The sequence below is a fragment of the Cupriavidus sp. a3 genome (assembly GCF_051015765.1).
Taxonomy (GTDB): domain Bacteria; phylum Pseudomonadota; class Gammaproteobacteria; order Burkholderiales; family Burkholderiaceae; genus Cupriavidus; species Cupriavidus oxalaticus_A.
The window spans coordinates 1442062-1462363 of record NZ_CP170644.1 but is presented as its reverse complement, the minus strand read 5'-3'; the positions used below and the strand labels follow the sequence as shown (position 1 = coordinate 1462363).

General features: G+C 68.1%; 15 protein-coding genes. 7 read left to right on the top strand and 8 right to left on the bottom strand.

Annotated features, from left to right (window positions below; all coding sequences use genetic code 11):
• Positions 1-147 precede the first annotated feature (147 nt).
• Genes imuA through ACAD63_RS28405 form a run of 3 tightly spaced genes read left to right on the top strand, consistent with a single transcriptional unit; the run spans position 148 to position 5961 of the window.
• Entirely contained in the window at positions 148-1071 is a 924-nt protein-coding gene (gene imuA, locus ACAD63_RS28415; protein ID WP_434034117.1) for a translesion DNA synthesis-associated protein ImuA, read from the top strand.
• Positions 1004-2572 carry a Y-family DNA polymerase gene (locus ACAD63_RS28410; protein WP_195427459.1) on the top strand — a complete coding sequence of 523 codons (1569 nt, stop codon included), beginning with the start codon at positions 1004-1006 and terminating at the stop codon, positions 2570-2572. The genes imuA and ACAD63_RS28410 overlap by 68 nt, the downstream gene beginning before the upstream one ends.
• Positions 2569-5961, top strand: coding sequence for an error-prone DNA polymerase (locus tag ACAD63_RS28405; protein WP_195427458.1), 3393 nt, complete (start codon positions 2569-2571; stop codon positions 5959-5961). Before ACAD63_RS28410 ends, ACAD63_RS28405 begins: the two co-directional genes overlap by 4 nt.
• On the opposite strand, the gene ACAD63_RS28400 is transcribed toward ACAD63_RS28405, so the two are convergent.
• From ACAD63_RS28400 to hppD, 7 genes are all read right to left on the bottom strand, one after another.
• Complete coding sequence (locus ACAD63_RS28400; protein WP_434034116.1) at positions 5955-6554, bottom strand: MipA/OmpV family protein; 600 nt, start codon at positions 6552-6554, stop codon at positions 5955-5957. The two genes, ACAD63_RS28405 and ACAD63_RS28400, sit on opposite strands and share 7 nt — an antisense overlap.
• A 109-nt stretch (positions 6555-6663) precedes the next feature.
• The gene (locus ACAD63_RS28395) at positions 6664-8877 is read right to left on the bottom strand and encodes a xanthine dehydrogenase family protein molybdopterin-binding subunit (RefSeq protein WP_195427457.1); all 2214 of its coding nucleotides are present in this window, start codon (positions 8875-8877) and stop codon (positions 6664-6666) included.
• 12 nt (positions 8878-8889) lie between these two features.
• Positions 8890-9882, bottom strand: a complete 993-nt coding sequence (locus tag ACAD63_RS28390) for an FAD binding domain-containing protein (RefSeq protein ID WP_135703859.1) — start codon at positions 9880-9882, stop codon at positions 8890-8892.
• A gap of 9 nt (positions 9883-9891) precedes the next feature.
• Complete coding sequence (locus ACAD63_RS28385; protein WP_135703860.1) at positions 9892-10464, bottom strand: (2Fe-2S)-binding protein; 573 nt, start codon at positions 10462-10464, stop codon at positions 9892-9894.
• A 253-nt stretch (positions 10465-10717) separates the two neighbouring features.
• Positions 10718-11914, bottom strand: a complete 1197-nt coding sequence (locus ACAD63_RS28380) for an amino acid aminotransferase (RefSeq protein WP_135703861.1) — start codon at positions 11912-11914, stop codon at positions 10718-10720.
• Between the two features lie 118 nt (positions 11915-12032).
• Positions 12033-13427: an amino acid permease gene (locus ACAD63_RS28375; RefSeq protein WP_133093323.1), complete on the bottom strand. Its 1395-nt coding sequence runs from the start codon at positions 13425-13427 to the stop codon at positions 12033-12035.
• Between the two features lie 182 nt (positions 13428-13609).
• Entirely contained in the window at positions 13610-14689 is a 1080-nt protein-coding gene (gene hppD / locus ACAD63_RS28370; RefSeq protein WP_133093322.1) for a 4-hydroxyphenylpyruvate dioxygenase, read from the bottom strand.
• A 409-nt stretch (positions 14690-15098) separates the two neighbouring features.
• Here hppD and ACAD63_RS28365 point away from each other — a divergent pair, with 409 nt between their 5' ends.
• Entirely contained in the window at positions 15099-15572 is a 474-nt protein-coding gene (locus ACAD63_RS28365) for an Lrp/AsnC family transcriptional regulator (protein ID WP_063240375.1), read from the top strand.
• A 17-nt stretch (positions 15573-15589) separates the two neighbouring features.
• Here ACAD63_RS28365 and ACAD63_RS28360 read toward each other — a convergent pair whose 3' ends face one another.
• Entirely contained in the window at positions 15590-17506 is a 1917-nt protein-coding gene (locus ACAD63_RS28360) for a PAS domain-containing sensor histidine kinase (RefSeq protein WP_240745775.1), read from the bottom strand.
• 574 nt (positions 17507-18080) lie between these two features.
• Here ACAD63_RS28360 and ACAD63_RS28355 point away from each other — a divergent pair.
• The 3 genes from ACAD63_RS28355 (at position 18081) to ACAD63_RS28345 (ending at position 20175) form a co-directional block, all read left to right on the top strand.
• Positions 18081-18704 carry a response regulator gene (locus tag ACAD63_RS28355; RefSeq protein ID WP_434034115.1) on the top strand — a complete coding sequence of 208 codons (624 nt, stop codon included), beginning with the start codon at positions 18081-18083 and terminating at the stop codon, positions 18702-18704.
• 42 nt (positions 18705-18746) lie between these two features.
• A complete protein-coding gene (locus tag ACAD63_RS28350; protein WP_135703862.1) occupies positions 18747-19430 on the top strand; it encodes an Hpt domain-containing protein in 684 nt (227 codons plus the stop codon).
• A 214-nt stretch (positions 19431-19644) separates the two neighbouring features.
• On the top strand, positions 19645-20175 hold the full coding sequence (locus ACAD63_RS28345) for a hypothetical protein (protein ID WP_135703863.1): 531 nt from the start codon (positions 19645-19647) through the stop codon (positions 20173-20175).
• Positions 20176-20302 lie beyond the last annotated feature (127 nt).

Sequence of the window (20302 nt, the reverse complement as noted above, 5' to 3'; positions counted from 1 at the left end):
TCCGCCCGATCCGTTCCTCCGGTGCTCCGCGCACCACCCTGGCATCCTTCGCGCGTCTACCCCTTGCGCTTGCCTCGATACTGTATAAATATACAGTTATCGTAAATATCCTATTTCCTCGCTTCCCGCGAGCGACACCGACTTCACATGCCTGCGCAATCGTACGCAGCCCCGCCCATGGCGGCGGAGGGCGTTCTTTTCCCTGCGCCGACGCCGGCCAGGTCCGCAGCCCCGGCAGCCCCGGCAGCCCACGCTACCCGGCAGCAGGCGCTGTCGGCGCTCGAGCAGCGCTATCCCGGCCTGTGGCGCGCCGGCCAGCTTGGCCGTGCCGGCAGCGCCGCGGTGTGCCCGACCGGGTATGACGCGCTCTCGGCCGAACTGCCGGGCGGCGGCTGGCCGGCGGGCGGACTGACCGAACTGCTGACCACGCAGGGCGGCGCGGGCGAACTGCGCCTGCTGCTGCCGGCGCTGCGCGTGCTGGCCGGGGCAGGGCGCCGCATCGCGCTGGTGGCGCCGCCTTGCTTGCCCAATGCCATGGGCCTGGCCGCGGCCGGCCTGCCGGCGCGCCAGCTGTACTGGCTGCGCCCGCCAGCCGGCGCGGCCAAGGCTGCGCAACAGGCCGACATGCTGTGGGCGGCCGAGCAGGTGCTGCGCAGCCAGGCCTTCGGCGGCGTGCTGGTGTGGCTGCCCGCGGCCCGGCCCGAGGCGCTGCGCCGGCTGCAGGTGCTGGCCCAAGCCGGCGACGCGGTGGTGTGGGCGCTGCGCCCGGCCGCGGCGCTGCGCGAGTCGTCGCCGGCGGTGCTGCGCCTGCTGCTGGCGCCGCAGCCTGGCAATGTGCTGTCGATCACCCTCCACAAGCGACGCGGGCCGGTGCGCGATACGCCGTTGCTGCTGCGCCTGGGCGGGATGGAGGCAGCCATGCGCACGGCCGCCTGGCCCGTGCCCGCCGGCGCCCCGGCCGCCGCGCCTTCCGTTGTGTCTTCGTCTTCTCAGTCTTCTACCGATGCCGTACTGGATCGCGGTGCACCTGCCGCGCCTGCCCCTGGACGCACTGCAGCCCAACTGGCCTGAGCCGGCTGCCTCCAGCCCATCCTCCGTCACCGGCACGCTGCACCATGCGCTGCCGGTGGCGGTGATGGCGCAGGAGCAGGTGGTGCTGGCCAACGGTCCCGCGATGCAGCTGGGCGTGCGCTACGGCATGCGCCGCGGCGGCGTGCAGGCGCTGTCGGCGGACATCGTGCAGCTGGAACGCGACCTGGTTGCGGAAGAGGCGCTAATGGAAACGGTGGCGCTGGCGCTGCTGCGCTTCACGCCGGCCGTGACCTTCGACGAGGAACCGGAAGCGGCCACCGTGATGCTCGACGTCACCGCCAGCCTGCGCCTCTTTGGCGGCCACCGCGCGCTGTGCCGCGCGGTGCGCGCCTGCGTGCGCCAGCTCGGCACCATTGCCCAGGTGGGCAGCGGCCCGACCGCGCACGGCGCCGCCTGGCTGGCGCGCCAGCCGCTGCGGCGCACCCGCCGCGGCGTGGTGCGGCCCGCGCGCCGGGCGGTGGGCATGGCGCGGCTGCACCGGCTGCTCGACCGCCTGCCGGTCGAGGCGCTGCACACGCTGGCCGACCCGGCCTGGCTCGACGGCATCGGCTGCCGCACGCTGGGCGAGGTGCGGCGCCTGCCGCGCGCCGGCCTGACCCGGCGGCTGGGCCCGGCGCTGCTGGCGCGGCTGGACCAGGCCTATGGCGAGGCCCCGGCGCGCTTTGCCTGGTACGCGGCGCCGCCCACGTTCGCGCAGCGCATGGACCTGCCCGGGCGCATCGAATCCGCCGAAGGCGTGCTGGCCGGCGCGCAGCGCCTGCTGCTGGCGCTGGCCGGCTGGCTGGCGCTGCTGCAGGCCGGCGTCACGCGCTGCGCGCTGGTGCTGGAGCATGAGCGCTACCGGCGCGGCGTCGATACCGAAGGGACGCCGGTCGCGCTCGGCCTCGCCCAGCCCAGCCGCGATCCCGCGCACCTGTCGCGGCTGCTGCGCGAAAAGCTCGACAAGCTCAACTTCCACGCCCCGGTCACCGGCCTGGCGCTGCGCGTGGAAGCGATGCAGGCCTGCGTGCCGCAGAGCGACGCGCTGTTCCCAGAGCCCGGCGGCTCGCCGGAAGACCTGGGCCGCCTGCTCGATACGCTGATGGCGCGGCTGGGCCGTGACAACGTGCTGCAGCCGCGGCCCTTGGCCGACCACCGTCCCGAGCGCGCCAACCGCTGGGTGCCGGTCGACGAACCGCAGCCCGGTGGCAAGGCTGGCGGCATGCCCGGCCCGCTGCCGGAGCGCCCGCTGTGGCTGCTGCCGCAACCGCTGCCGCTGCCGGTGCAGCAGCACCGCCCCAGCCACGGCGGGCCGCTGGCGCTGCTGAGCCGGCCCGAGCGCATCGAGGCCGGCTGGTGGGACGGTGCATTAGCCACGCGCGATTACTTCATCGCCGAGCGCGCCGACGGCCTGCGCTGCTGGATCTATCGCGAGCGCCCCGGCCACGGCGCGGACGAGGGCAGCGAGTACCGCTGGTTCCTGCACGGGCTGTTCGCATGACGCCGGTGATCCCTTCGCTGCCCGGCCTGCTGCCGGCGCTGCCGGACTACGTGGAGCTGCACTGCATCTCCAACTTCACCTTCCTCACCGGCGCCTCGCACCCGGGCGAGCTGATCGAACGCGCCTTCGGCCTGGGCTACCGCGGGCTGGCACTGACGGATGAATGCTCGGTGGCCGGCACCGCGCGCGCGCACGATGCGATCCAGACGCTGCGCAAGCGCCTGCACGACGCGGTGGCACGCAGCGCGGCGCGCGGCGCGGAGGCGGACATCGACGAGCCGCTGCTCGATCCCGAAGGCGACGCCGATACCGGCGAGGACGACCCTGCCGCGCACGCCAGCCGCCACCAGCGGCTGCAGGCGCTGGCCGCCGCCGCCGACGGCTTCGCGCTGCTGATTGGCAGCCGCTTCAGCCTGCCGCCTGCGGATCGCTCCGACCGCCCCGACCGCCCCCCGCTGCGGCTGGTGCTGATCGCCCGGCACCGCGACGGCTTCGGCAACCTGTCCGAGCTGATCACGCTGGGCCGCCGCCGCGCGCAGAAGGGCAGCTACCGGTTGCACCCCGAGGACATCGCCGCGCCGACCGGCGACGAAGCCCACCTGCGCGGCATGCCGGGCTGCCTGGCGCTGCTGCTGCCCGACTATTGCGCCGATCCCGAGCTGCTGCGCGAACAGGCGCAGTGGTGCCGCGACGTCTTCGGCGAGCGCGCATGGATCGCACTGGAACTGCTGCAAGGCCATGCCGACGGCTTGCACCGCGCGCGCCTGGAAGCCGTGTCGGCGCAGACCGGCGTGCCGCTGGCCGCCGCCGGCGCGGTCACCATGCACGTGCGCTCGCGCAAGCCGCTGTCGGACGTGATGACCGCGATCCGGCTCGGCCAGCCGCTGGCCGAATGCGGCATGGCGCTGGCGCCCAATGCCGAGCAGCACCTGCGCATGCGCCAGGTGCTGTCGCGCCTGTACCCGCGCGATGCGCTGGCGCAGACGCTGAAGATTGCCGCGCAGTGTGATTTCTCGCTGGGCATGCTGCGTTATGAATATCCCGAGGAGCTGGTGCCGCCGGGCTTCACGCCGATCTCTTACCTGCGCGAGGAAGTGAAGCGCGGCAAGGCCGAACGTTTTCCAAATGGCCTGAAGCCGGAATGGGAAAAGCAACTGGAGGAAGAGCTGCAGCTGATCGAGGAAAAACAGTACGAGCCCTTCTTTCTCACCGTGCACGACATCGTGCGCTTTGCCCGCGCCAACGGCATCCTGTGCCAGGGCCGCGGCTCGGCCGCCAACTCGCTGGTGTGCTTCTGCCTGTATGTGACCGAGGTCAGCCCCGAGCAGGCCAACCTGCTGTTCGGCCGCTTCCTGTCGCGCGAGCGCGATGAGCCGCCCGATATCGACGTCGACTTCGAGCACCAGCGGCGGGAGGAGGTGATCCAGTACATCTACCAGAAGTACGGCCGCCACCGCGCCGCCCTGGCGGCGTCGCTGATCACCTACCGTTCGCGCAGCGCGCTGCGCGACGTGGGCCGCGCGCTGGGCATCGACGCGAGCGTGGTCGAGCAGGTGGTCAAGGGCCAGGCCTGGTGGGACGGTCCCGGTTTCGTGGAGAAGATCGCGCGCTACGGGCTCGATCCCGACTCGCCGGCAGTGCAGCAGTGGGCCAGCCTGACCGCGCAGCTGCGCGGCTTTCCGCGCCATCTGTCGCAGCACGTGGGTGGCTTCGTGATTGCGCGCCACAAGCTGTCGCGGCTGGTGCCGATCGAGAATGCGGCCATGGCGGACCGCAGCGTGATCCAGTGGGACAAGGATGATCTGGAATCGCTGGGCCTGCTCAAGGTCGATGTGCTGGCGCTGGGCATGCTGTCGGCGATCCGGCGCGCGCTGGAGATGATTCCCAACCCTGACAAGACGCGTGCGGGCTTGCCGGCGCGCATGGAAGACATCCCCAAGGAAGACCCGGAAACCTACGACATGATCTGCAAGGCCGACACCATCGGCGTGTTCCAGATCGAATCGCGCGCGCAGCAGTCGATGCTGCCACGATTGCAGCCACGCGCGTATTACGACCTGGTGGTGGAAGTGGCGATCGTGCGCCCCGGCCCGATCCAGGGCGGCATGGTCCACCCTTACCTGAAGCGGCGCGAGGCGTTCCGCTTGACGAAGAAGCCGCCGGTCTACTTCAACGCCGTGATCGAGAAGGTGCTGGGCCGCACGCTGGGCGTGCCGATCTTCCAGGAGCAGGTGATGCAGCTGGCCATCGACGCAGCCGGTTTCTCGCCGGGACAGGCCGACCAGTTGCGGCGCTCGATGGCCGCGTGGCGCAGGCGCGGCGACCTGCGCCAGCACCAGGACGCGCTGGTGCGCGCGCTGACCGGCAATGGCTATCCGGAATCGTTTGCGCTGGCGATCTGCAAGCAGATCGAGGGGTTTGGCGAATACGGCTTCCCGGAGAGCCATGCGGCCAGTTTTGCCAAGCTGGTGTATGTCAGCTCGTGGCTCAAATGCCACCATCCGGCGGCTTTCCTGTGCGCGCTGCTGAACAGCCAGCCGATGGGATTCTATTCGCCGTCGCAGCTGGTGCAGGATGCGCAGCGGCATGATGTGGTGGTCTTGCCGGTGGACGTCACGTCGAGCCGGTGGGAAAGCACGCTGGAGCCGGTGGAGGCCGATGCCGCGCAAACGCATCCGCGCGTGCGCCTCGGCCTGAGCCGCGCCAAGGGCATGCGCGAGGAGGCCGCGCGGCGGATCGAGGATGCGCGTGCGCAGCGTGCGTTCGACAGTGTGGAAGACCTGGCGCTGCGTGCCGCGCTGGATCGGCATGATATCGACGTGCTGGCCGCTTCAGACGCGTTGGCGCCGCTTGCGGGTCATCGTCGGCAGGCGCGGTGGCAGGCACGCGCGGCGGCCGAGCATGCGGCGCACCGCGATCTGCTGTACGAGGCGCCGCCGGCGGAAGATGCGCTCGTGCTGCCCGCGCCGCGGCTGGGAGAGGATGTGACGGCGGACTACGCCAGCCTCGGGCTCTCGCTCAAGTCGCATCCGCTGGCGTTGCTGCGGGACAGGTTGAAGGCGATGCGGTTTGCTACCGCGAGTCAGCTGCAGCGCTGTGGCAATGGGCGGCGGGTGAGGGCTTGCGGGATTGTCACGGTGCGGCAGCGGCCTGCTACGGCCAGTGGAACTATTTTTGCGACGATCGAGGATGAGACTGGTACGGTCAATCTGATCTTATGGCCGGATCTGGTGGAAAGGCAGCGGAAGGAGGTGTTGGGGGCTACGTTGCTGGGGGTAGTGGGGACCTGGCAGCGGCAGGGGGACGTGCGGCACCTTGTGGCTAAGGAACTGGTGGATCTTAGTCCTTTGCTGGGGAGGTTGATGGTGGGGAGTCGGGATTTTCATTGAGGTCTTTGTTTTTTTGTTTTTTGTCCTGCGGCCTGCATCTGGTAGATATTTGATATGCCCTGGTTTCGCCCCTTTAGGCCGCCGAGGCCGCGGCGCGCGTCGATGCGCAGCACCAGCGGGAATTCCCTGGACACGGCGTATTCCGCAAACAGCTTGCCTTCCGGCGCGGGATTGATATTGCCCATGCCATCCGGGTGCGGCGATTCGTTTTGCCCGCGCCGGCCAAAGTTGTACGACAGCGCAATGCCGGCGCGCCAGTTCTTGCCGCGCAGCACGTTGACACCAATCCCTTCGCCGATCATTGCAAAGGCCAGGTCACGATAGCGGATATCAATGCTGGGACCGCCCACGAAGATATATTCGGACGACCCGTCATAGCGCGGCCGTACCATGGCCGCGGCGCCCAGTCGAATCTGCCAGTCCGGGATGTCGTCCTCGAACAGTTTCTGCAGCGGGACGCCGGCAGAGAATTGCCATTCAGCCAGAGGCGCCGGGGTCTGGGGGCACGCCGCGGCGGGAAAGAGCGCTGCGCAAGAAGCCGCCAGCAGGGCGGCGAGGCACGGGGACGGACGCTTCAGGGCGGGGACGTTCACGGCAGCCTCCAGGCCCGCGGCGCGGACAGACAGGTCGCGGGCACTGGCCCGTGGCGACATCTTTCCATCGGAAGGCCGCTTGCGCAACCATCGGCGTGCCGTCCGGCCGTCAGTCCAGCAGCTTGTCGGGCGTCAGGGGCAGGTCGCGCACGCGCCGTCCGGTCGCGTGGTACACGGCATTGGCAATGGCGGCGGCGACCCCCACGATGCCGATCTCGCCGATGCCCTTGGTGCCCAGCGCATTGATATGCGGGTCGTGCCCGTCCAGCATGTCGACGTCGATCTCGCCCACGTCGGCGCTGACCGGTACATGGTATTCGGCGAGGTTGGCATTGGCCACGCGGCCGGTGGCGAGGTCCAGTTCGCTTTTCTCATGCAGCGCCATGCCGATGCCCCAGACGATGCCGCCCACCAGCTGGCTATGCGCTGTCTTGCGGTTCAGCACGCGGCCCACGTCGTAGCAGCCGGCCACGCGATGCACGCGGACCTCGCCCAGGTCGGGATCGACATGCACTTCGGCAAAGACCGCGCCGAAGGCGTGCATCGAGTACTGCTTGCGCTCATCGCCCGGCCTGGCGCTGGCGTGGGCCTCGACAGGCTGGCCGCCGGCGCGCGTGACGGCGGCGCCGACCGGCTCGCGGCGCGACGGGTCGCTGCGCAGCCGCAGCCAGCCGTCCACGACCTCCACGTCATCCGGGCGAGCGCCGTAGAACGGCGAGGCGGGATCGGCCACGGCCAGCGCCACCAGCTTGCCGCGCGCAGCGGCGCAGGCCTGCTGCACCGCCGGCGCGACGCTGGCTGCCGACTGCGATCCGCCCGAGACCGGCGCCTCCGGAAAATCCGTATCGCCCAGTTCAAAGCGCACGCGCTCCAGCGGCAGGCCGAGCGCGTCGGCCGCCACCTGCGTCATCACGGTATAGGTGCCGGTGCCAAGGTCCTGCGAGCCGCTGCGCACCAGCGCGGTCCCGTCCGGCAGGATGCGCGCCAGCGCGCTCGCGGCCGAACGGTTGGCAGGGTAGGTGGCGGTGGCCATTCCCAGGCCCACCAGCTTGCCGCCGGCCTGCATCGAACGCGGCTTCGGATTGCGGCGCGACCAATCAAAGCGCTCGGCCGCCACGCGATAGCATTCGCGCAGCGATTTGCTGGAGAAGGGCATCTGCTTGTGCGGATCGGTATCGGCGTGGTTGCGCAGGCGCAACTCAAGCGGATCGATGCCGAGCCGATCGGCCAGCTCATCCAGCGCGCACTCCAATGCGAAGCTCCCCGGAGCCTCGCCCGGCGCGCGCATGAAGGTCATGGTGCCGACCTGCAGCCGTACCACCCGGTGGCTGGTCTGCAGGTTGGGGCATGCGTAGAGCGATCGCGTCAGCACGGCGCAAGTCTCGAGCCATTCCTCGAGCTGCGCGCTGCCGATGACGACGTCGTGGCGCATCGCCTGCAGGCGGCCATCGCCGCCGGCAGCGGCGAGTACGCGCTGTTCGGTGACGGGCCGCGCGCCCACCGGCCCGAACATCTGCACGCGCTCGATTACCAGCTTGACCGGCCTGGCGGCCGCGCGCGCCGCCATGGCCGCCAGCACCACGTGCGACCACATCGAACCCTTGCAGCCGAAGCCGCCGCCGACGAAGGGGCAGCGCACGCGCACCTTGCCGGCCGGGATGCCGAACGTGGCCGCTACCGCCTTGCGCACGCCGCTGACGTACTGGGTGGAGTCGTACAGCGTCAGGTTGTCGTCGTCCCAGGCGGCGATGGTGGCATGCGGTTCCATCGGGTTGTGGTGCTCCATCGGCGTGGTGTAAACCGCGTCGACCGTCGCGCTCGCTGAATGCAGCGCGGCGTCGACATCGCCGCGATGGCTGTCGGCCTCGCCAGCGTCTTCGCCCCGCGGCCTGGCGGCGTGCAGGCGCGCCTGCGCGAAATCCAGCACGGCCGGCTGCTCGCGGTAGCGGACCACCAGCCGCGCCGCCGCATCGCGCGCCTGGTCCAGCGTATCGGCCACGACCACGGCGATGGGCTGGTTGTTGTAGTGGACCGCGGTGTCCTGCAGCAGCGTCATTACGTGTCCGGCGGTCGGCGTATCTGCCCCGGCCTTGCCGCCCCTGGGCAGCTTCGGCGCGTTGAAGGGCGTCATGACCAGCCGGACGCCGGGCAACTGCTGGCACGCGGCGCTGTCGATCGATTCCACCTTGCCATGCGGGATAGTGCTGGTGACCATCACCGCGTGGACCAGTCCCGGCAGGACATGGTCGGCCGTGTAGCGTGCGCGGCCGGTGACCTTGAGCACGCCGTCGGTGCGGTCGATGGGAGCGCCGGTAACGCTCATTGCAATGCTCCTTCAGGCGCCTTGCGGGCGGGCTGCCACCTGCAGCGCGCGCACCACGGCGCGTTGCGCCAGCCCGACCTTGAAGGCGTTGTGCTCATACGACCGGGCGCCGTCGAGCAACAGGCGGGCGGCTTCTGCCGCGCTGTGCGCGCTCAGCGGCCGGCCGGTCAGCGCCTGCTCGGCTCCGGGCACGCGCCAGGGCTTGTGTGCCACGCCGCCCAGCGCAATCCGCGCGCTGCGCACGGTATGGCCGGAAAATTCCAGCGCCGCGGCCACCGAGACCAGCGCGAAGGCGAAACTGGACCGGTCGCGCACCTTCAGGTAGTGCGCATGCGCGGCGTAGGGCGAGGGCGGCAGTTCCAGCGCCACGACCAGTTCGCCGGGCGCCAGCGTCGTGTCGATCTCGGGCTTGTCTTCCGGCAAGCGATGGAAGTCGGCGATCCTGATGCGGCGCTCGCCGCCGGGCGCGCGCACGACAATGACGGCCTCCAGCGCGGCCAGCGCCACGCACATGTCGGACGGATGCACGGCGATGCAATGCTCGCTCGCGCCAAGGATCGCGTGCATGCGGTTGATGCCGTCGAGCGCACCGCAGCCCGAGCCTGGCTTGCGCTTGTTGCAGGCCGGGAATCCCGTGTCGTAGAAATAGTGGCAGCGCGTGCGTTGCAGCAGGTTGCCGCCGACGGTGGCCATATTGCGCAGCTGCCCGGACGCGCCGGACAAGAGCGCCTGCGCCAGCAGCGGGTACTGCTCGCGCACCAACCGCAGGTTGGCCGCGTCGGTGTTGGTAAGCGTCGCGCCGATGCGCAGGCCGCCGTCTGGCAGCGCCTCGACCCGCGCCAGCGGCAGGCGGCTCACGTCGACCAGCTGTCGCGGCGTTTCGACACCAGCCTTGACCAGGTCGATCAGATTGGTGCCGCCGCCGATATAGCGCGCGCCCGGCTGGCTGCCCAGCCGCAGCGCTTCGTCAATGGTGTCGGGCCGCGCGTAGGAGAATGGCTGCATGCCGCGGCCTCAGTGCGCGCCTGGCTTGCCGCCGGCCTCGCGGATCGCGGCGACGATCTTGGGATAGGCGCCGCAGCGGCACAGGTTGCCGCTCATGCGCTCGCGGATCTCGTCGTCGCCAAGCGGCAGCGTGGGCGCTGCCAGCGGCCGCACCGCGCTGGCCTCGCCGGCGCGCGCCTCGGCCAGCATGCCGACGGCCGAGCAGATCTGCCCCGGCGTGCAGAAGCCGCACTGCAGTGCGTCATGCGCGACAAAGGCTGCCTGCACCGGGTGCAGCGCGTTGCCGCCGGACAGGCCTTCGATGGTGGTAAGGTCGCGGCCCTCCTGCATCACCGCCAGCGTCAGGCAGGCCTGGATGCGGCGCCCGTCGCTGAGCACCGTGCAGGCGCCGCACTGGCCGCGGTCGCAGCCTTTCTTGGTGCCGGTCAGGTGCATCACTTCGCGCAGCGTGTCGAGCAATGTGGCGCGTGGCTCGAGTTGCAGGGTGTGGGACTGGCCGTTGATCCTGAGCGTGACGGGTCGCGCGGCACTGCCTGCGGGCGCGGTGGCATCGCGCCGGGAGGGCTCCTTGTGTTCGGACATCGTGCTGGCCTCTTGTGGACTGGGCGGCACCACGGGGATGGCGTCGCGCCTGATAGTGCAGCAAGAAGGACAGCAAATTCGGTGCCCGTCGGCGGGGCAGGCTTGTACCAGCAGTGGCAGGGAAGCGGGGCCGCCGCGTGCGTCATAACTCCACGTGGGCTTGTAGAAATTACGCTCGCGCCAGCCGGCCAGCAAAAAGAAAAGCGGCGCACAATGGCGCCGCCCCTGGCATTGTTTGCGAAACCGGAAAGGCTTAGCCCTTCAGCACGCTGCCGATGGCCTTCGCCACGATGCCCACGTTGCGCTCGTTCAGGCCGGCCACGCACATGCGGCCGGAGCGCAGCAGGTAGACACCGTGCTGCTCGCGCAGGCGCTCGGCCTGGTCGGCGCTCAGGCCGGTGTAGGTGAACATGCCGCGCTGCGTCAGGTAGCGCGACAGCGCCTCGCCGCTGACATGGTCGCGCAGGTTGTGGTGGATCGCTTCACGCATGCGCGCGATGCGGCCGCACATCTGGGCCAGTTCTTCTTCCCACAGCTGGCGCAGCTCGGGCGTGGTGAGCACCTTGGCCACCACGCGCGCGCCGTGCGTCGGCGGGTTGCTGTAGTTGGCACGCACCGCGCCGGTCAGCTGGCCGAGCACGTTGGCGGCTTCGCCGGCGGTGTTGCAGAACACGCTCAGGCCGCCGCAGCGCTCGCCATACAGCGAAAAGTTCTTCGAGAACGAATTGGCCACCAGGCACGGCACGTCCTGCGCCACCAGTTCGCGGATCGCAAAGGCGTCGTCCTCCAGGCCGGCGCCGAAGCCCTGGTAGGCCATGTCGACGAAGGGCAGCAGGTTGTTGGCCTTGACCAGCGCGATCAGCTGGCGCCACTGGTCCTGGTTCAGGTCCACGCCGGTCGGGTTGTGGCAGCAGGCGTGCAGCAGCACGATGCTCTGCGCGGGGATGGCGCGCAGCGCGTCCATCATCGCGTCGAACTTCAGGCCGCCGGTGGCGTCGTCGTAGTACGGGTAGGTGTTGACCGTGAACCCCGCGCGCTCGAACACCACGCGATGGTTTTCCCAGCTCGGGTCGCTGATCCAGACCTGCGACTGCGGATAGTAGCGCTTGAGGAAGTCCGCGCCCACGCGCAGCGCGCCGGAGCCGCCCAGCGTCTGCAGCGTGGCGATGCGGCCGGCGGCGCGCGCCGGCGAGTCTTCGCCGAACACCAGCGCCTGCACCGCGCTGCGGTAGCCCGCCAGGCCCGACATCGGCAGGTAGGGGCGCGGGCCCATGTCGGCCAGCAGCGCGGCTTCGGCCTTGGCAACCGCCTGCATCACCGGCAGGCGGCCGTCATCGTCAAAGTAGATGCCGATGCTCAGGTTGACCTTGTCGGTGCGGGGATCTTTCTGGAAGTCCTCGTTGAGCGAGAGGATGGGGTCGCCAGGGAAGGCTTCGATGTGTGCGAACATGGGATGCGATGGAATCAGGTCGGAGAGGGCTGCTGCGTGGCGCAGGCAGGCGCCGGGCACCGCGCAGCAAGGATTCTAACCGGCGGCGCCCGCGGTTTGCAGGCGCCGCACTGGCCGTTCAGCGCAACTGCTGGGCGGCGACGCCGTCCTGCAGCAAGGCGGCTGCTTTCTTCTGGCGCACCAGGTAGCTGACGCCGAGCACCACCAGCCACACCGGGATCAGGTAGACGGAAAGGCGCAGGCCTTCGGTCAGGTACATCACCACCAGGATGCCGCCCAGGAACACCAGGCACAGGTAGTTGGTCAGCGGGTAGCCCCAGCTCTGGAACTTCGTGGCCTGGCCGGCGCGGCGCTTGTCGGCCCGGAACTTCAGGTGGATCAGGCTGATCATGGCCCAGTTGATGATCAGGGCCGACACCACCAGGCCCATCAGCAGCTCAAAGGCCTTGCCCGGCATGAAGTAGTTGATCACCACGCACACCGCGGTGGCCAGCGCCGAGAAGGCCAGCGCCGTCAGCGGGATGCCGCGCTTGTTGACCTTCAGCAGCGCCTTGGGCGCATTGCCCTGCTGGGCCAGGCCGTACAGCATGCGGCTGTTGCAGTACACGCCGCTGTTGTAGACCGACAGCGCCGCGGTCAGCACCACCACGTTCAGCACGTTGGCAACCCAGTTGCTGTTCAGCGCATGGAAGATCAGCACGAACGGGCTGCCCCCGGTGACTACGTTCTCCCACGGGTACAGCGACAGCAGCACTGCCAGCGCGCCCACATAGAAGATCAGGATGCGGTAGATCACCTGGTTGGTGGCCTTGGGAATGGTCTTCTCGGGCGAATCCGCTTCCGCTGCGGTAATGCCCACCAGCTCGAGCCCGCCGAACGAGAACATGATCACCGCCATGGCCATCACCAGGCCGCCCATGCCGTTGGGGAAGAAGCCGCCGTGCTGCCACAGGTTGGCCACGCTGGCCTGCGGGCCGGCATTGCCCGACATCAGCAGGTAGCCGCCGAAGCCGATCATGCCGATGATGGCCGCGACCTTGATGATCGAGAACCAGAATTCCATCTCGCCGAAGGACTTCACGCTCGACAGGTTGATCGCGTTGATCACCAGGAAGAACACCAGCGCCGAGACCCAGGTCGGGATTTCCGGCCACCAGTACTGCACGTAGATGCCGACGGCGGACAGTTCGGCCATGCTCACCAGGATGTACAGCACCCAGTAGTTCCAGCCGGAGAGAAAGCCGGCGAAGTGGCCGCAGTACTTGTCGGCGAAGTAGCTGAAGGAGCCGGCGACCGGCTCGTCCACCACCATCTCGCCGAGCTGGCGCATGATGAAGAACGCCACGATGCCGGCGATCGCGTAGCCCAGCAGGACCGAGGGTCCCGCCATCTTGATGGTCTGGGCGATGCCCAGGAAAAGGCCGGTGCCGATGGCGCCGCCCAGCGCGATCAGCTGGATATGCCGGTTCTTCAGGCCACGCTTGAGCGTGCCGTCATTGCTGCTTGCATGCATTCAGTTGTTTCCTCTACCCATTCTCATGGAATGCGGGCCCGCGCCTCTGGCTGTTTGGAGTCGGACGCTTGGGCCGGGGGACGCAACCACCCGCGCGGCAGGGTGACTGCCGCGTGAGTGGTTCGCTTACCGGAACCGGCTGGTGCCTGGCACAGGCGGCCGGTCAGTGAAGGCCGATCCGGTCAGGCCTCGACCTTGAGCGTGCCGCGCTCGATCTGGTCGCGTTCCAGCGACTCGAACAGCGCCTTGAAGTTGCCTTCGCCGAAGCCTTCGTCGCCGCGGCGCTGGATGAACTCGAAGAACACCGGACCCAGCGCGGTCTTGGAGAAGATCTGCAGCAGCAGGCGGGGCTTGCCGCCTTCCGTGGTGCCGTCCAGCAGGATGCCGCGCGACTTCAGTTGCTCGACGGGCTGGCCGTGGCCGGGCAGGCGCGTGTCCAGCGCTTCGTAGTAGTAGTCGTTCGGCGCGGTCATCAGCGGCACGCCCGCGAGCTGCAGATTGTCGATGACCTCGATCAGGTTGTCGGTCAGGAAGGCGATGTGCTGGATGCCCTCGCCGTTGAAGGCCATCAGGAACTCTTCGATCTGGCCGGCGCCCTTGGACGATTCCTCGTTCAGCGGAATGCGGATTTTACCATCCGGCGCGGTCATGGCCTTGGAGGTCAGGCCGGTGTACTCGCCCTGGATGTCGAAGTAGCGGATTTCACGGAAGTTGAACAGCTTTTCATAGAAGTTGGCCCAATAAGCCATGCGGCCACGGTAGACGTTGTGCGTCAGGTGGTCGATCAGCTTGAGGCCGTGGCCGACCGGGTGGCGGTCGACACCCTCGATGAACTCGAAGTCGATGTCATAGATCGACTTGCCTTCCTCGAAGCGGTCGATCAGGTAGAGCGGCGCGCCGCCGATGCCCTTGATCGCGGGCAGGCGCAGTTCCATCGGGCCGGTCGGGATTTCCACCGGTTGCGCGCCCAGTTCCAGTGCGCGGGCATAGGCCTTGTGCGAATCCTTGACGCGGAAGGCCATGCCGCAGGCGCTCGGGCCGTGCTCGGCGGCAAAGTAGGCGGCGTGGCTGTGCGGCTCGCGGTTGACGATGAAGTTCACCTCGCCCTGGCGGTACAGCACCACGTCCTTGGAGCGGTGCTTTGCCACCAGCGTGAAGCCCATCTGCTCGAACAGCGGCTCGAGCACATTAGGGGTGGGCGAGGCGAATTCCACGAATTCGAAGCCCATCAGTTGCATCGGGTTGTCAAACAGGTCGGCCATGGCTTTCTCACTAAGGGGAAACTAAGGGGAGGTTAATGATTGGATCGGTGCGGCGCCCGCAGAGTGCCGTCGGGCAGGACGGGCGCGCGCCGAAGATCGGGATTCCGGTTCAGCGCTCCGCGCCGTTGGCGCTGGCGCCTGGCGTGCCAGGCTGGGAAGGCAGGTTCATGGTCATGGGGGGCGTTCAGAACCGGTCAGTCGGGAAATATTATTGCAGTGGCGACGCTGCCAGGATCGGGTGGCGCCGCCGCCAGTCATGCCGGCGTACCTGGTCTTGGCGCTGGCTTTATGTCGCTGGCTTGGGATGCAGTGTATATTCTGCCCAGCAAAATTGGATTTCGTTAGCCACGCAGGGAAACCCTAGCTTATGAAATCAAATTGCTTGAATCTCTGAAGTGAGGAAATCAAAGTGCAAACGATCGAGCTGGACCGTACCGATCGCCGACTGCTGGCGGTCTTGCAGGAGCGCGCGCGCGCCTCGAACCTGGAGCTGGCCGAGGCAATTGCGCTGTCTCCGGCACAAACGCTGCGGCGCCACCGCCGCCTGGAAGAGGCCGGGCTGGTCAAGCGCTACGAAGCGCGGCTGGATGCCGCTGCCCTCGGCCTGGGTGTCGTTGCCTTTATCCACGTGACGATGGAGCGCGGGCATATCCGCGAGCTGTCCAACTTCAAGCGGCTGGTGGCGGAACTGGCGCAGATCCAGGAGTGCTTTTCCGTGACCGGCGATATCGACTACGTGCTGAAGGTGGTCGCGAAGGACCTGAAGGCGTTGTCTGACTTCCTGCTCGATACGCTGATGCGCATCCCGGGCGTCAGCGCGGTCAAGTCCAGCGTCTGCCTGGACGAGATCAAGTGCACCAGCGCCGTGCCGGTGGAAGCCTGAAACCGGATGGGTTCCCGTTACTCCGGGACCGTGTCGATCCGGTCGCACGCCACGTTCATTGCGCGGCAAACGGCACACCAGGCCGCACAGGAGCCGGGCTTGCCGGCGTTCGGCGCATCTTCGGCGGGCGGCTCGGATCGCACCGCATGCACCGTCATCGACGGCCGCGGCGGCGGAAGGCGGCCGCTGCAGGCGCGTGCCACCGCTTCGTCCAGATCCTGCAGGCCCACCGGCTTGACGATCACCGCATTCATGCCGGCAGCCAGCGCGGCGGCGTGGTCTTCCGCCACGGCACTGGCGGTGCAGCCGACGATGGGCACGTCGCGGACCGCGTCATCACGGCCCCGCACCGCACGCGCGAACGCCAGGCCGTCCATCACCGGCATCGCGCAGTCGCAGACCACGACGTCGAACACTGCGCCATCGAGCCTGGCCAGCCCGTCACGGCCGTCCTTCGCGGTAGCCACATGGTGGCCCAGGTACTCCAGCTGGCGCTGCAGCAGCAGACGGTTGGGCGCGTGGTCGTCGATCACCAGGATGCGGGCATGGCAGCGCGCGCAGCCCGGCATTGGCACCGGCTGCGCCGGCTCGGCAGCGACGGCGTCGGCCAGCGCCAGCGGCAACGACACCGTCACGCGCGTGCCCTGGCCCGGCTGGCTGGCCAGCGCAATCTGTCCGCCCATCGCGCTCGCCAGGCGCCGGCAGATCGCCAGGCCGAGCCCGGTGCCGCCTGCGTGCGCGCGCGACTGGTCGTGTACCTGCGCGAACGGCTCGAACAGCCGCGCTTGCGCCGCCGGTGGTATGCCGATGCCCGTATCGGTAACAGTCAGCGTCACGCCTTGCTTGCCGTCCTCGGCCGGCTCGGCTTCGAGCTGGATATGGATCGTCCCGCGGTCGGTAAAGCGCACGGCGTTGGACACCAGGTTGCCCAGGATTTGCCGGAAGCGCAGGCCGTCGACCTGGTGCAGCGGCGCGACGCCGGCGCCGGTTTCGCCGGTCAGCGTCAATCCCTTCTGCTCGGCCACGGGACCGAATATCAGCAGGGTGTCGTTGACCAGCGCCGGCAGCGATGCCGGCGCCGGGTGGACGCTGAACTTGCCGGCCTCCATCTTTGACAAGTCCAGGATGTCGTCGATCAGCGCCAGCAGGCCGAGCGCCGACTGATGCGCGGTCACCAGCTGCAGGCGGTCGCGGTCAGGCAGCTGGCATTGCGCCAGTGTCAGCTCCAGCATGCCGGTGATCGCGTTCATCGGCGTGCGGATCTCATGGCTGACCGAAGCCAGGAAGGTGGATTTGGCGCGGTTGGCGGCTTCCGCCTCGGCCTTGGCGAGTGCCAGTTCGGCCAGCATGTCGTGGCGTTCGGTCAGGTCGACGCAGCCGCCCGCGAGGCCCTTGACCTTGCCGTCGGCGCCGCGCAGCGGCGTAATCCAGTTGAGCACATGATGGCTGCGCCCGTCGAGTTGCAGGCAACGGTCCTTTCGCAGCGGCGCGCCATCGTCGAGGACCTTGCGGTAGTCGCGCGCCAGCTCGGCCATGTCGGTGACGATGGGATGCGCATGGCCCGGCGCATCGAGCGGCTGGCCGCGCAGCAGCTCGCGCGTGACGCCGACGAGTTCCTCGTAGCTGCGGTTGCAGGTGATGAGCCGCAGCGAGGCATCGCGCAGGTAGACCGGCTGCGGAATGCCGTCAAGCAGCGCCGACTGGATCGCTATATGGTCGTTCAGCGCGCTCTCGGCCGCGCGGCGCCGGCGAACCTCGCGATGGAGCACGGCGATCCATGCCAGCAGGCATGCACTGAGGCCGCAGAACAGCATCGCGGCCCAGCCGTACAGGCGTTCATGGGCAGGCGACGCGGCGCGCAGCGGCGCCATGGTCTGGCCCACGGCGCCGGTCGAGAAAGCGAACAGGACCATCGCGGCCCAACGATGCAACACGGCAATGGCGTGGCGGGGTGGCGATGGGGCGCGGCATGCCGTGCTGGGGGATTTCGAACGGACCGGCAAGCAGGAAAGGAGGGAAAGGCAGGACAGGCGGGGCAAGGCGAACCAGGAAAATGCGGCTGGTATTCACTCTATGAGCCACGCTGCACCACCTCATTCAGACAATGCCGAAAATGCCTGTGGAAATTTCCGATTCGAGTGCCGACAGTGCCTAACGCGCTGCCAAGGGCGGGCCTGCAGCGGGGATTTAGTGTGCGCCCACGCCGAAGTTATGCATGTCCGGCGACGCTCTCTGCACATTGCGAGTGTGATTGCGGCGCTATGATTCGCCCTGCCAACCGCAATGCCTACGCGCTCCATCCATGCGGCATCGCTCGCGACCGAAACACGGGCCGGCATAGGACAATCAGCACAACCCGCTTGCCCGCTCACGAAGATAGGAAGATTCCTTTCACGCCTCGGAATCTTCAGGTGTATTCGTGGGCAAATGCTGCGCACAATTCTGCAACGCCTGACTTCTTCGCGCCCTTCGCGAAGGCACAGAAAAGTTTGCAATGGAGTAAATGCAGTGGCCACTATCCTGATCGTCGACGATCATCCGCCCGTGCGAGTCGTCCTCAAGACCCACTTGTCCCAGGTGCTGGGCGTCACGCATGTACTGGAAGCACACAATGGCCAGGCCGCCGTGGAAATCGTGCGGCAGTGTGCGCCCGACGTGGTGATCCTCGACCTGGACATACCGAAGATCAACGGCCTTGACGTGATTCCCCGCCTCAAGGCCGTGCATCCGGGCGTGCGCATCCTGGTGATCTCGGGCCAGGACCAGAATACCTTTGCCCCGCGCGCGCGCCAGGCGGGCGCGCATGGCTTCGTGAGCAAGACCCAGGAGATTTCGGAAATCGTGCGCTGCGCCGAATCGGTGCTGGCGGGCTACACGGTAATGCCCGAACTCGAGGGCGGAAAATCCGAGTTCGGCGATGAGGCATTGCGCCTGGCCAGCCTGTCGGACAAGGAGCTGATTATCATGCAAATGCTGGCGAAAGGGATGAGCAACAAGGAGATTGGGGAAGTCCTGTTTATTTCCAATAAGACTGTCAGCACCCACAAGACGCGGATTATGGAAAAGCTGGGGGCGCGCTCGATCGTGGATGTCATCGATTTTGCGCGGCGCCACCATATTGCGATCGGCTAGCATGGCGGGCTTGGTTTCATTCGCATTGCCCAGGGAGTTGCCATGAACTGCGCGCTGCTGATTGCCGCCCTGCACGACGGACAGTGGGCCGCCAGCGTGGCGTCGCTGCTGCAGCGGCTGGGGTTTGCACCGCACCTCGCCGCGCCGGGTTCGGCACTTGCGCAGGCATCGGCCGGCAAGGCCGGGCTGGTCATCGCGGGGCCGGGCGCGCCCGTGCCGCCCACGCTGCTGGAAGGCTGGCATGCCGCCGGCGCGCTGTGCGCGGTCGCGGTACCGCCCGGGAAACCGGCGGACCATGGTGCCTTCGTGGCCCGATTGCCGGTGCCTACAACCGAAGCGGCGATTCTTGCCATGCTGGCCGAGCGCCATTACATTGCGCTCCCTGCGCACGAGGCGGCTGCGATCCCGGCTGCGATTGCCGCGCAGACCCTCGGCGACAAGGGGTTCGCAGCCGAATTGCTGCAGGCGCTGGTGACGTCGGCGCAGGACGACCTGGCACAATTGCGCGCCGCCGGCACCGAACTGGAAACGTGCGGCAGCATCGCACATCGGATGAAATCGTCTGCGCACTATGTCGGTTGCGACTCGCTGCGCGGGCTGGCGCAACGCATGGAAGACGCCGCCCGCGGCGGCGATGCCGGCACGGTGATGGCACTCCGCGCGGTTTTCGAACCGACCTGCGCGCGCCTGGTTGAGTTGCTGGCGGCTCTGGCGGCCAGGACATAAGGCCAGGCCAGTTGATGTGATTATCAGGCACGGTGATTTACCGGATTGGCGCAGGCGCGCCGCTTGATTATGCTGGATTGACGGTGGCTGGTTATTCTGGATATCCGGTAATGAATGCCGCCGATTCATTCCGGGTGGGTATGGAAGGATTTTGGCGCGGCAATTCCAGCCAGATTTTCCCTGGCTGGTCGCCGGCATTTTCCGGGGACGGGTCATGAACCATGCGTTGGCGGCATTGCCGGAATCGGCCTTCTATTTCCACCTGGCTGCGGTGGCCCTGCTGCTGCTGTCGTTCTTTTCCGGCCGCGCCATCTTGCAGGTGCTGGCCACACGCGAGGGGCGCCGCGAACGGGCGCAGCGCCTGGCCCGCGTTGCCATTGGCCGGCTGGCCGCGCTCGGCGCCATCTGGACGGCGATTGTCTATGGGCACGGCGCATGGGAGCGCGCCGGTGCCCACAACTGCCGGCACCTGCCGGCGGTGGATGCGGCTGTGCGCTACGCCGCGGAATATTGTTACCTGCGCCATGACCGGTTGCTGTTGCGCGTGTATGGCGAAGGGCGGGGCGATGGGCGTAGGGACGGGCGCGAGCACTTGCTGGCGCACCGCACCATCACCAGCGTCGGTCCGATCCACGTGAGCTGGGATGGCCAGGCGCTGGTTTACGCGTCCCCGGCCGCGGGAACGCAAGGACGGCTGGCGCTGCCACCCACTTGGCGCGACCGGTTGCTGGCGCGGCTGCCCTGAAGCCCTCGCATAGCCTTGCTCGATCAGCAAGGCTGCGGCGGCTTCGATCAGGGCCCCTGGCGGGTACTCGCGCTGCGCTCGGTCTGGGACGGCATGCCGGCCATTGTAGCAACGTGCCGGAGCCTGC